General features: G+C 37.1%; 11 protein-coding genes. 6 read left to right on the forward strand and 5 right to left on the reverse strand.

Annotation, left to right across the window (positions count from 1 at the left end; translation table 11 throughout):
* The first annotated feature begins 37 nt into the window (after window positions 1-37).
* Together FJR11_RS10115 and FJR11_RS10120 are read left to right on the forward strand one after the other, a co-directional pair.
* Window positions 38-307: a type II toxin-antitoxin system HicA family toxin gene (locus tag FJR11_RS10115; RefSeq protein ID WP_168503560.1), complete on the forward strand. Its 270-nt coding sequence runs from the start codon at window positions 38-40 to the stop codon at window positions 305-307.
* Complete coding sequence (locus FJR11_RS10120) at window positions 297-617, forward strand: type II toxin-antitoxin system HicB family antitoxin (RefSeq protein WP_168503561.1); 321 nt, start codon at window positions 297-299, stop codon at window positions 615-617. The genes FJR11_RS10115 and FJR11_RS10120 overlap by 11 nt, the downstream gene beginning before the upstream one ends.
* A gap of 135 nt (window positions 618-752) precedes the next feature.
* On the opposite strand, the gene purT is transcribed toward FJR11_RS10120, so the two are convergent.
* The 4 genes from purT to FJR11_RS10140 all read right to left on the reverse strand — a co-directional run bounded on the left by purT (window position 753) and on the right by FJR11_RS10140 (window position 5,644).
* A complete protein-coding gene (purT, locus tag FJR11_RS10125; RefSeq protein ID WP_168503562.1) occupies window positions 753-1,928 on the reverse strand; it encodes a formate-dependent phosphoribosylglycinamide formyltransferase in 1,176 nt (391 codons plus the stop codon).
* Window positions 1,929-2,083: 155 nt separating this feature from the next.
* On the reverse strand, window positions 2,084-3,898 hold the full coding sequence (locus FJR11_RS10130; protein WP_168503563.1) for an ABC transporter permease: 1,815 nt from the start codon (window positions 3,896-3,898) through the stop codon (window positions 2,084-2,086).
* A gap of 49 nt (window positions 3,899-3,947) precedes the next feature.
* Entirely contained in the window at window positions 3,948-4,898 is a 951-nt protein-coding gene (locus tag FJR11_RS10135) for an ABC transporter ATP-binding protein (protein ID WP_168503564.1), read from the reverse strand.
* Window positions 4,899-5,185: 287 nt separating this feature from the next.
* On the reverse strand, window positions 5,186-5,644 hold the full coding sequence (locus tag FJR11_RS10140) for a pentapeptide repeat-containing protein (protein ID WP_168503565.1): 459 nt from the start codon (window positions 5,642-5,644) through the stop codon (window positions 5,186-5,188).
* 170 nt (window positions 5,645-5,814) lie between these two features.
* Here FJR11_RS10140 and FJR11_RS10145 point away from each other — a divergent pair, with 170 nt between their 5' ends.
* From FJR11_RS10145 to FJR11_RS10160, 4 genes are all read left to right on the forward strand, one after another.
* Entirely contained in the window at window positions 5,815-6,234 is a 420-nt protein-coding gene (locus tag FJR11_RS10145) for a DUF2358 domain-containing protein (RefSeq protein ID WP_168503566.1), read from the forward strand.
* A 115-nt stretch (window positions 6,235-6,349) separates the two neighbouring features.
* A complete protein-coding gene (locus FJR11_RS10150) occupies window positions 6,350-11,242 on the forward strand; it encodes a CHAT domain-containing protein (protein ID WP_168503567.1) in 4,893 nt (1,630 codons plus the stop codon).
* A 97-nt stretch (window positions 11,243-11,339) separates the two neighbouring features.
* A complete protein-coding gene (locus FJR11_RS10155) occupies window positions 11,340-11,708 on the forward strand; it encodes a YtxH domain-containing protein (protein WP_168503568.1) in 369 nt (122 codons plus the stop codon).
* 11 nt (window positions 11,709-11,719) lie between these two features.
* Complete coding sequence (locus tag FJR11_RS10160) at window positions 11,720-12,151, forward strand: hypothetical protein (RefSeq protein ID WP_168503569.1); 432 nt, start codon at window positions 11,720-11,722, stop codon at window positions 12,149-12,151.
* A 54-nt stretch (window positions 12,152-12,205) separates the two neighbouring features.
* Here FJR11_RS10160 and metK read toward each other — a convergent pair whose 3' ends face one another.
* Window positions 12,206-13,468, reverse strand: a complete 1,263-nt coding sequence (metK, locus tag FJR11_RS10165) for a methionine adenosyltransferase (RefSeq protein ID WP_168503570.1) — start codon at window positions 13,466-13,468, stop codon at window positions 12,206-12,208.
* Window positions 13,469-13,539 lie beyond the last annotated feature (71 nt).

Genomic DNA, 13,539 nt, shown 5'->3' on the forward strand with positions numbered 1-13,539 from the left:
GTGGTGGATAATAGTATCACTCTATGATACTATATAAATGGAACTAAACAACAAACACCAAAAAACTCTCCAAGACATTTTTGAGAACCCAATCAGAGCAAACATCCCTTGGACTGCTATCGAAGGTTTGTTTTTAGCATTGGGGGCTGAAGTGACCGAGGGTTCTGGTTCAAGAGTCAGAATTGCTCTTAATGGAGTCAGGTCAGTTTTTCATAGACCACATCCTGAAAAAGAAACAGATAAAGGTGCTGTGAAATCTATGCGGCGTTTTCTATTAGAAGCGGGGTTTAATAGTGATGAAATATAAAGGTTATGAGTCAGTAGTAGAATTTGATGATGAAGCTGAAATTTTTCACGGTGAAATTATTAATATTAGAGATGTGATTACATTTCAAGGGAGTAGTGTAGAGGAATTAAAACAAGCCTTTCAAGATTCCGTAGATGATTATTTAGAATTTTGTAAACAACGTGGTGAAGAACCAGATAAGCCATTTTCAGGTAAATTTGTGGTGAGAATTAATCCTCAATTACACCAAGTAATTGCTATACGAGCTAGAAAAGAAGGTAAAAGTCTAAATTCTTGGATAGAGCAACAATTGTCTGAATCTATTGCATAGGACATAATTACTTAAAAAGGCGGTTAGAAACCGCGTCTATACAGGTAAAATCATTGATTTTTATTAGTCCACAAAGTTGGACTTTGTTTGTATAGCCGTGACTTCTAGTCGCCAGGACAGTTTTTATTTTTAATTCTACCCTGTCACCAATTTCACCTGACTAGCTGCCTTTGTAGCCTTTTCTCTAGCTGCTTGAATATCCCCACCTTTTGCCAAAGCCACCCCCATACGACGATAAGGATGAGCCGTAGGTTTACCAAATAACTTAATATCAACATCTTTTTCGGCTAAAGCTTCAGCGACACCAGTAAAACTAATAGAATCAGATTTTTCGGAAGCTAAAATTACCGCACTTGCCGAAAATCCTAACTGTTCAATGTGGGGAATTGGTAAACCTAAAATCGCTCGCAAATGTAATTCAAATTCATTCAAATTCTGGGAAATTAATGTCACCATCCCTGTATCATGGGGTCTTGGAGACAATTCAGAAAAGATAACTTCATCTTTAGTAATGAAAAATTCTACGCCAAAAATTCCCGCACCACCTAAAGCATCAGTAACTTTTTTAGCAATTTCTTGAGATGCTAATATTTTATCTTCAGAAATGGCTGCGGGTTGCCAAGATTCTTGATAATCACCTCTTTCTTGACGGTGGCCAATGGGAGAACAGAAAATTGTAGGTGCGTTCCATTGTTTAATTGTTAGTAAAGTAATTTCAATTTCAAAGTTAATAAATTCTTCGACAATTACTTTTTGACTATCACCACGAGAATTAGAAATTGCATAATTCCAAGCTTTTTCTACTTCAGTTCTATTATTAACTACAGATTGTCCTTTTCCAGAAGATGACATCACAGGTTTGACAACATTGGGAAAACCAATTTCTTCGGAAATAGTAATTAATTCTGCTAAGGTGACAGCATAACCATATTTAGCAGTTCTAATGCCTAATTCTTGATGTGCTAATTCCCTAATTCTGTCGCGGTTCATGGTGTAGTTAGTAGCCGCTGCTGTGGGAATCACTGTAATTCCTCTTTGTTCAAATTCTTGTAATTTTTCAGTTCTAATTGCTTCAATTTCGGGGATTATAAAATCAGGCTGATGTTTATTTACCACTGCTTCTAAATCATCAGCACTGAGCATAGAAATAACTTCTGCACAATCAGCCACCTGCATAGCGGGAGCATTAGCATATCTATCCACAGCAATGACATAATTGCCTAAACGTTGAGCCGCAATGACAAATTCTTTTCCTAGTTCTCCTGAACCAAGCAGCATTAATTTTTGGGGGAGTTTGAGCGCCTTAACCATGAGTTTCTGGTAATTATTTAAAGAATACAAAAATTTTAGATCCCCAACTTTTTTAAGAAGTCGGGGATCTGATCATGATCATATCATCAGTAATATAAAAAATTAACCGCAGATAAACGCGGATATCGGCGGTTATAAATGAAAGAATTCTTTAGTTATCGTCCTGCTAATAATACTTTGGTTGCAGATTCTCCTAAAATTCCAATTTTTCGATTTAATTGGAAGTTTAACAAAGCGACAACAGCAAAGTTAGCTAAAAGTGCTATAAAAATTGTTGTCATCTGAGTATATTCTATAGCTGCCCAAGGGAAGGTAGAGAATAACCACAAAGTTGGATTTTCTGAAGGACTAACACCCAAAACTGAGAGAATAATTGATGGTAGAAACATTGCTACACCAATTGTACCAACAGTCCACACATAACGCTTAGGATTTTTTATGAGTAGCATCAGTTGAGCAATTGTGGCATAAATCAGCATCAAACTAAAAGACAAAACCAAAGCTAATAGGACTTTACTTTTATCAACACCACCATTATAGAAACTTGTGGGCGAAAGCAAAACCCAGATCATTATTGGTATAGTAGCAATTAATAGATTAATCACTATGGCAACAATTGCTGGACTTTTTTCACCAAATACCAAATCTTGTAATACAGATTTATCTCGATGATTTTGATGTCTATATCTTGCCCAATCTTGAATAATTTGACGATGGGGTGAAAGGACTATAGTTAAAGCCAGAACTAAGGCAAAATTGCATAAAGCAATCAGGAACATCATCTCTACATCGTATCTATCGTTAACTCCTGATATAGTCAACCCGAAAAACATCACCTGAGTAAAAGCTACAAATAAATAACTTTGTCCTTTACTCAATATTGTACTATCTGCATTCCGAAAGCAGCGTTTCATTGCTTGCCAAATACCGTAGGAGCAAATTCCGTAATTAACTAAATGAAAGCCCACTAAGGTAATGAAACTTTTACCTATTGGTAAATAGAAAAATTGGAGCTGGTCTATTGATGAATTTCGATATGAATGAAACAGATTAGGAAATAGATAATTGGTGATATCCCAAGGAGCGAGAAATCTAATCCAAGTTAGAGGATTATTGAAGTGTTCATAAGAGGATGCCATTGTCATTGTCATAAACAAAAATACAAGTACAGCCCCGCTACCCAACCAAGGTTGAAAACTGCTAAACCAACGACTAACTAAACCAAAAATCAAGGCTGCACTGTAGAAGAAAACACAACTGGCAACAAGAACAGCGTAATAACTGAAAATGTGGCTGGAGGCGATTTTAGCAGAATGTCCAGCCCAGAAATGTAGAGGAATTGCGGTGAGGACAAAGAGATAAATTAAACTGGGGACTCCGAGAATTTTTCCAGTTAAAATGCTTGTTTCTGTTTGGGGACTAAGGCGAATAAAGTTTAATGTTCCCCGTTGTTCTTCTTTAGCTAAATCGCTAATGAGTAAATAAGTTCCTCCAACTAATAGTGTAAAAACGAAAATTACACTCAAGGTTAAAAAGGTGTATTCCCAATGATCTCTCCACCATAATTGCCAGTCTATGTTATCTAAAGGACAAATATTCTTAGATAAATGACTTTGAAGGCTAGATAGGTCAGTTCTAACTTGCTGAAGTTGGGCTTCTAAATTGGGAATTATGGTATTGTCTGATAATTGAATTTGCTGATAATTAACTATTTTCTGAGTAAGTAAGTTTTGTTGTTTATAAAGTTCTTGTTCTTGGCTTTGATATACTTCTCGTAAAGTACAGTAAGTTTCTCTTAGACGGTAGGTTTCATCAGGAAATTCTCGTAATTGAAAGAGAAAAACTATGAGTTGTCCTAGTAAGGAAGAACCCATAGCTATAATTATGTTAAAAGGCTTAAATCTACCTTTTAGTTCTCGAAATAGTTGGGGATTTAATTCTCCCACTCTATCTATGAAGTTTAGTAACATAGTCCATACCTCCAAATTTTTTAATTTTTAATTTTTAATTTTTAATTGTCTATGATGCTTGTTTATGACCTAATTTGAGGAAAATAGTTTCTAGGTCTTCTTGGGTACAATGAAACTCTGTTAAAGGAATTCCTGCACTCACAAGCGATCGCAATAAATCGGCAGAATCTTCGGGTTTACCGGAAAAATTGACTCGCACGCTATTTTTATTAGGTATTACCTCCCACTCTTCCACCAAAGGATGATTTTTTAGTTCACTCACCAATATATCTATATTGCCCAAAGTAGAGATAAAAATCTGCTGTCGGGAAAGACGTTGATAAAGATGTTTGAGTGAAGAACTTTCCACCAAAAAACCTAATTCCATAATTCCTACGGACGTACACAATTCCGCTAAATCGCTAAGAACGTGGGAAGAAATTAAAATTGTCATTCCTGCTTCTTGCAAAGCTTTAATAATTTCCCGAAACTGCATCCGCGCAATGGGATCAAGTCCAGAAACAGGTTCATCTAAAAGGAGTAAAATTGGTTCATGAATAATGGTGCGGGCTAAACTTAACCGCTGTTTCATTCCCCGTGACAGGGTAGAAATCATGCTATGACGTTTATTACCCAGTTGAATGAGTTCTAAAACTTCGTGAAGACGTTGGGTACGGTGCTTTCCTTGCAAGCGATACAACCGCGCAAAATAATCTAAATAATCCCAAACTGTCAAATCTTCATACAGTGGGTAGTCATCAGGTAAATAACCAAGACGACGTTTAAGTTTGAGATTACTTTGATCTCGCAGCAGCCGATCTCCGTTAATATAAATCTCACCGGTAGTCGGTTCTTCAGCAGTAGCTAACATCCGAATTAGGGTGGTTTTACCCGCCCCATTTGGACCAATTAATCCGTAAACTTCACCGACTTGGATTTCTAAGTCAACATCATTAACAGCAACGTGTCTTTCAAATTGCTTAGTTAGTCCAGTGGTGCGAATTGCTATTTCTTTTACCATCGCGGCTGGGGTGCTGCTTGTATTTAATAGTTACCCTAACCTGTTTCTACAGTAGTATTTACCTTCGTTTCGGAAATGGAAACCAATAAAAAATAAAATAATTCGGAATTCAGAATATTTCCTTCTCTTCGAGACGCTACGCGAAGTTAATTGTATTTATCAGTTAAAAATTGTTGATAATTTTATATTTTATCCATTCTAGGTTGGTGGCTTCTCCACTTTTTGTTTAGTGGAGAAGTTATACCCACTTATACAAACATTCCTCAGTTCGTATATCTAAATTTAACCTAGTCCCAATCGGGAATCATCTGTCCATTTTCTCCACCAATACCGATCCCTGTGTTATATATGCCAGCATCAGTAATGTTAATATTATCCATTGATGCTTGATAGACATTGGAATCATTAACCGTGGCGCGGGTAAGATTTGCCCCGTTTAAATTGGCTTGTTTCAAATTGACATTGGTAACAAAAGCTGATGTTAAATTAGCACCTGCTAAGTTTGCTCCAGTCAAGTCAGCACCTTCTAAGTTAGCATTTGTGAGGTTAGCACCTTGAAGATTTGCACCTCGCAAGTCAGCACCAATCAAATGAGTGCCGCTGAGGTTGAGTCCTGATAGGTTACACTGAATACATTCTCTTGTTGACAAAAGCTTCTGCAAATCTTGTTGGTTTCCAGCTTGAACTGAATTAGCTAGAAACAGGGGAGTTATCAAGGCCATAGCGGCTAAAAGTTGAAGTTTCATACAATTTCCCCCTTTATAATGGAGTTATGTCCGTTCTTTTCCTCACAAATTTATTATCCCACTAATTGGCTAAAAAATGTTGATTTAAATCACAAGCTTGAGATTTTTTTTCATCTATCAGTAATAAGCAACAGGACGCAGTAAAGAATCTATTACTAGGTAAAAATTACATGAAACCTCAATTACAGATAGAATACCTAATTAAAACCCTACAACAGGATTTACCAACACTGTTTGAGCAGGATATTTCTTATGAAATATACACCAATAATATCTATTTTCGTGATCCGGTTAATAAATTTAAAGGCAAATTTAACTATCGCTTAATATTTTGGACTTTGCGTTTTCATGCTCGGTTGTTTTTTAGCGAAATTGCCTTTGATTTATATGATGTTTATCAAACTGATATTAATACAATTGTAGCAACATGGACTGTGAGGGGTGTTTTGCGTGTTCCTTGGCCAGCTAGGTTGTTATTTAATGGTTACTCAACCTATAAATTAAATGCCGATTGTTTAATATATGAACATATTGATACTTGGGAGCAAACACCTGGGGAAATTCTAGCCCAGTTTTGGCAAAAAGGTTAAGATTAAATATTAAGATATATGTTTTTTTATCCGTAGATTTTACTAATAACTTGCTAAGATTGATATTTTCGATATAATCCGTTGATATCACTAAAGTCTTAGTATAAAATTTTTTATGAAGCCTGCAATATCTCTAATTATCACAGTTTATAATCGAGAAAAATATCTTGGTGCTGCGATTGAAAGTGTATTAGCTCAGACGAGAAGTGATTTTGAGCTATTAATTTGGGATGATGGATCAACAGATACTTCATTAACAATAGCTCGTAAATACGAAAAATGCGATCGCCGGATAAAAGTCATAAGTTCCGAAAATTTAGGACAGTCTCAAGCATTACAAAGAGGATTTTCGCAAATGTCTGCTCCCTATGTGGGATGGTTGGATAGTGATGATTTATTAGCACCAACCGCACTAGCAGAAACTGCTCAGGTTTTGGATCAAAAACCCGATATTGGTTGGGTTTATACAGACTATTTAGATATTGATGAAAAGGATGCAATTCTGAGTTATGGCTATCGTTGTCTTGTTCCCTATAGTCGAGAAGAATTATTAAATAAATTCATGACATTTCACTTTCGGCTAATTCGTCGAGAAATATTGGAATTAGTGGGGGGAATTAATGAAAAGTCAGAAGTATCAGATTATGATTTATGTATCAAACTATCAGAAGTTAGTCAAGTAGAACATATATTCAAACCTCTTTACTATTATCGCACCCATCCAGATAGTCTATCTTGGCAACGTCCACATATACAAATTAAAGATTCTTATAAAGCCATAGTTGCAGCCCAAAAACGTCGTCAACTAGCAAATAAATCTTGGAATAAATCTTGGACAAATTGGGTAGCATCTAGTATATTTCCTTTCTGTTTAGGATTATTTTTTCATCCTGCTCAAGCCCAAATTACACCAGCTAATGATGGAACAGGAACTATTATTAATAATCAAGGCAATAATATTAATATTACTGGTGGTAGCGTTAGCAGTGATAATGCCAATTTATTTCATAGTTTCTCACAATTTGGGTTAGATGCTAATCAAACTGCTAATTTTTTAGCTCAACCATCTATTCAAAATATTTTAGGTAGAGTAACAGGTGGTAATGCTTCTGTTGTTAATGGCTTAATTCAAGTTACTGGTAGTAATGCTAATTTATATCTAATTAACCCAGCAGGAATTATATTTGGAGCTAATTCTAGTTTAAATGTTCCGGCATCTTTTACCGCAACTACAGCCAATGGTATTCAATTTGGTAATCAATGGTTTAACACCATTGGTGCTAATAATTATAGTAATTTAGTTGGTAATCCCACAGGATTTGGTTTTATAACTAATCAACCAGGAAGTATTTTTAATGCGGGAAATTTGGCAGTTAAAACAGGGCAAAGTTTCACATTATTGGGAGGTTCAGTTATCAATACAGGGACGCTCACTGCTCCCAGTGGTAACATCAAAATTATGGCAGTTTCCGGAAATAAACTTGTCAGAATTACCCCAGACAATAGTCTCTTGAGTGTAGATTTACCCATAGAAACCCAAAATGAAATTAATCCCCAACCATTCACACCTCTTTCTTTACCACAACTTCTCACAGGGGGAAATCTTCCCAGTGCAACGGGATTTACTGTGGAAAATGGTGAAATTAAGCTGACGAGTACAAATACAGTTATTCCTAGTAATCCTGGTACGACTATTATTAGTGGACAGGTATCGGTTGCTAACTCTGAGAATACTAATAATACTACACCTCAAATCCAAATTTTAGGCGATCGCATAGCCCTATTTAATGCCAATATTAATGCTAATGGTGTCAACGGTGGTACAATCCTCATTGGTGGAGATTATCAAGGTAAAGGTACAATTCCCAGAGCTATTAATACCTACACAAATCAGAATTCTGTGATTAGTGCCAATGGTACAAATGGTAATGGTGGTAAAGTCATTGTTTGGGCAGATGACACTAACCGTTTCTTTGGTAAAATTACAGCCACAGGTATTAATGGTGGATTTGTTGAAACTTCTGGTAAAAACTTTTTAGATGTTAATGGTGCTATTGTTAATGCCGAAAATTGGTTATTAGATCCTACAAATGTAGAAATTGTCAGTGGTGGTACAGGAAGTTTAACAGGTGGTCTTTTTGATCCTGGTGGTAATACTAACATTGATCCTGCTACCATTGTTTCTGCTTTATCTACAGGTACAAACGTAACTATTACCACAGCTAGTGGGACAGGTGGTAATGGTGATATTACCTTAAGTAATAGTATTACTCAATCAGTCTTAGGTAGTGGATCTCTAACTTTAACAGGTAGGAGATTTAACCGTAATTCCTATGGTTCACCTACTATTACCATAAATGGTGCATTAACATTTAATATTAATCAAATTAACCCAGAAATAATAGCTCCTAGCAGTTCTATTCAAAATGCTATAGATGCCATTGGTAATGTAGGAGGAGGGACAACAATCAACCTCGGTGCAGGTACTTATCAAAGTTTACCAGGAACACCAATTTATATTACTAATAATATCACAATTAACGGTGCTGATCCTATCAATACCTTTCTTGATGGCAATAATCAAAACTGTGTATTTACAATTTCCAATAATGAGATAACCCTCAATCTGAATAATCTTAGTGTAATCAATGGTAAATCATTAGGTTTATTCGGTGGTGGTATTGATAATCAAAAGTCTGGAACTACGATTAACATTGATAATGTTAATTTTAAAGCTAATTCTTCCGTTTATGGAGGTGCTATATATAATCCCTCTGGTGGTATTTTAAACATTAGTAATAGTACCTTTAGTGGTAATTCGGCTACAGGCAACGGTGGTGCTATTTATAACTATTTTGGTACAACAAACATTAGTAATAGTACCTTTAGTGGTAATTCGGCTACAGACAACGGTGGTGCTATTTATAACTATTTTGGTACAATAAATATTAATAATGCTACTTTAAGTGGTAATTCTGCAAGTATCACGGGTGGAGGTATTTACAACCCCTATGGATCTATAACACTTCAGAATACAATTGTCGCAGGTAATACAGGTTCAACAAATCCTGATATATCTGGAAGTCTGGATACAACCAGTAGTTACAACCTTATTGGTAATGATACTGGGATGACAGGTATTACCAATGGTAGCAATGGCAATCAAGTTGGTACTGCTGCTGCACCAATTGATCCTAAACTAGCAGTATTAGGCGATTATGGTGGTAAAACTCCAACTATGGCCTTATTACCAGATAGTCCTGCTATTAATGCTGGTCTTTTAGATTTTGATTTTCCCACAGATCAACGTGGTATTTCTCGACCTCAAGGCACATCATCGGACATTGGTGCATTTGAAGTAGTTGGTTATACTATTATGCCTGTTGGGGGTTCGGGACAAAGTACAACGGTAAATACTGCTTTTGCTACAAATTTACAGGCACAGGTAACAGAAAATGGTTTTAGTAAAACAATTCCTGGTGTAACATTAACATTTAATGCTCCTATTAGTGGTGCAAGTGCAAGTTTCACTGGTAGCAGTACCTTAACTACTAATAGTAGTGGTATTGTCTCTATTCCCGTTCAAGCAAATACCATTGCCGGCACTTATAATATTACTGCTAATAGTGGGATTTTAACACCTGCTCAATTTAGTTTAACGAATAATCCCGATGTTCCTACTAATAATCCCGATGTTCCTGAGCAGCCACCAGAAATTAAATCTGATCAGCCACCTATAATAATTAACCCTCCACTAAAAGTTAACATCAATCCTGTGGTAGAAATTGATCAAAAATTTACTAATGAGTTTAAACAATATTTATCAATTACAGATAATACTGAAATTGTATCTGTAAATGAAGCGCAGGGAATACTGACAAAAGTTAGTGATGCTACTGGCATAAAACCGGGATTAATATATGTGAATTTTGTACCGACAAATATTGCAAACGCAGATTCACAAATTATTAAGTCTGATAGTGATAACTTAGAATTATTAATTGTCACTGGTAAGGGTGAACCAATTCGGAAAATCATTAATGTTACTCGTTCTCAAGTCATAGAAGTGGCTAAAAACTTGAAAATGGCAGTTACAGATACGACACTGCGGACTAACTATAAAAAGCCAGCCAAACAAATGTATGATTGGCTAATTAAACCGATAGAGTCAGAACTGCAAAAACAAAAAATAGATAATTTAGTATTTATCATGGATGGGGGATTGCGATCGCTCCCCATCGCTACCCTGTATGATGGTGAAAAATATCTGATAGAAAATTATAGCGTGGGTTTGATGCCGAGTCTCAGCCTCAGTGATACTAAATATGTTGATATTAAAAAAGCTGAGGTTTTGGGTATGGGTGCATCTAAATTTACCAACCAAAATCCCTTACCAGCAGTACCAACAGAATTATCAGCTATTACTGCCCAGTTATGGACAGGAAAATCTTTTTTAAATGAAGGTTTTACCCTCAAAAATCTGCAAAACCAGAGACAACAAATACCCTACGGGATTATTCACTTAGCTACTCATGGTGAATTTAAAAGCGGTGTCCCTGGTAACTCCTATATTCAATTGTGGGATTCTCAGTTAAAAATGGATCAGTTGCGGCAATTGGGTTGGAATAATCCTCCCGTGGAGTTAGTCGTATTAAGTGCTTGTCGTACCGCTGTCGGAGACGCACAAGCTGAATTGGGTTTTGCTGGCTTTGCCGTCCAGGCTGGGGCTAAATCTGCATTAGCCAGTTTATGGTATGTTTCTGATGAAGGGACTTTAGGATTAATGAGTGAGTTCTACAAGCAGTTAAAAACATCTCCCATTAAAGCCGAAGCATTAAGACAAGCGCAAATAGCTATGTTAAAAGGAGAAGTCCGAATCCAAGATGGTAAATTACTGATGTCTCGTGGTAACGTAATTCTACCACCCATACTGAGGAAAATTGGTCGTAAAGATCTACAACATCCTTATTTTTGGTCTGCTTTTACAATGATTGGTAATCCTTGGTAAAGTTGATGATCAAATATGCTTGTAAGTAGGGGTTTAACTGTGTAACCGCAATTTCTCATCAGATAAGATAAGTTTTATAGAGTAGAAAAATCAAAAAATGTCTAACAACCGTTCTGGAATCTTTATTGGCGGTTTGATGCTGGGGGCAGCTATCGGCACTTTAGCCGGTTTACTAGTTGCTCCCCGCACAGGACGCGATACCCGTAAAATTATTAAAAAATCTGCCAATGCTATCCCCGAATTAGCAGAAGATATCTCTACTAGCGTGCAAATTCAGGCAGAACGTCTTTCTACTAGCACCCTGCAAAACTGGGATGAAACGGTAGACAGACTGCGGGAAGCGATCGCTGTTGGCATAGATGCTGCCCAGCGTGAAAGCCAAAGCTTAAACAAAGAAAATACTGTTGATATCAGCAGCACCGCAGATAATTCTGATCCTCTGACTCAAAAACTAGAACGTTTATAAATGACATAACTGTGATTGATCCTTTATTTTGGCTGGGACTCTCCATCCTCTTAGTTGCTGCCAGCCTAACGTCGGTGTTGGTCGCAGCCATACCCGCTTTGCAGGAATTAGCCCGTGCGGCTCGCAGTGCCGAAAAATTCTTTGATATCCTTTCACAGGAGTTGCCACCTACACTCAATGCTATCCGCAATACCAGCTTAGAAATAACAAATTTAACCGATGATGTTACTGAAGGGGTCAAAAGTGCCGGTCAAGTTGTTAAACAATTTGATCAGAGTCTAGATAGTGCCAAAAAACAAGCAGAAAATATTCAAATCAGCACCGGCAGCGTATTAGTTGGTTTTAAAGCCGCTTGGACAAGCTTTACGCGTAAAAAACCTGCCCAGATAAATGCTGAACGGTTAGCAAGCAATAAAAAACCATCAAAAAGATTTGAAGGGTGAATTGACAATCCCCGTCTGTTCAGGACTGGGATTGTCAACAAACTAACTAACTGATTAAGCTATTGTCGCTGATTGAGATGTATTTACAGATTGCTTTAATACATCAACTTTATCAATGCGTTCCCAAGGTAAATCCAAATCCGTTCTTCCCAAATGACCATAAGCTGCAACGTCCTGATAAAAACGTCCGCCTCTTTCACTTGGTAAGTTACGTAAATTGAAAACATGGATAATTCCCGCTGGACGGAGTTCAAAGTTGTCTTTGACTAAATTCAACAGAATTTCATCATCTACCTTACCTGTACCGAAAGTATCAACAAAGATACTCACAGGCCGCGCTACACCAATGGCATAACTTAGCTGGACTTCACATTTTTCTGCTAACCCAGCCGCAACAATATTTTTAGCCGCATAGCGAGCAGCATAAGCCGCAGAACGGTCTACTTTTGTGGGATCTTTCCCAGAGAAAGCACCGCCACCATGGCGAGAATAACCACCGTAGGTATCAACAATTATTTTCCGTCCTGTTAAGCCGGAGTCACCTTGGGGTCCACCAATAACAAATTTACCAGTGGGGTTAACTAAAAACTTTGTTTCCTCACTTGGTTTGATACTAATGTCACCAAATACAGGTTCTACTACTTCTGTCCACAGGTCAGCTTTAATCTTAGCCTGTACCCCAGCATCATCGGTAATATCGCCAATGGTAGCTGTATGTTGGGTGGAAATTAAGATAGTGTCAATACCTACAGGTTTGCCATCTTCATAAACGATGGTAACTTGAGTTTTCCCATCAGGACGTAAGTAAGGGAGAATACCAGCTTTGCGAACTCCTGCCAATCTCCGGGCAATGCGGTGCGCTAAACTGATGGGTAAAGGCATCAATTCTGGGGTTTCGTTACAAGCAAAACCAAACATGATCCCTTGATCACCAGCACCGATTTTATCGAATAGTTCTTCACTATCCTCAGTCCGGGTTTCTTTGGCAGTATTTACACCTTGAGCAATATCGGCTGATTGTTCATCCAAGGCAATGAGAACACTGGCACTATCCGCAGAAAAACCATTACCAGCGTCAGTATAGCCAATTTCCGCAATTTTTTTACGGGCAAGATTGACATAATTGACGTGAGCTTTGGTGGTAATTTCCCCAGTAATTAACACTAAACCAGTATTAACTACTACTTCTGCTGCCACCCGACTATTAGGATCTTCTGTGAGTAGGGCATCAATAATCGTATCGGAAATTTGATCGCAGATTTTATCTGGATGACCTTCTGTAACTGACTCGGAAGTAAATAAATAGCGTCGAGACAAAGGAATTTCCTCCTGGAAGAATGTTTTTACTTAATTTATGAAATCATAACAATATTTACAGTTTTGGCAAT

Origin of the sequence: Anabaena sp. UHCC 0187 (genome assembly GCF_009712035.1) — a bacterium.
Taxonomy (GTDB): Bacteria; Cyanobacteriota; Cyanobacteriia; order Cyanobacteriales; family Nostocaceae; genus Dolichospermum.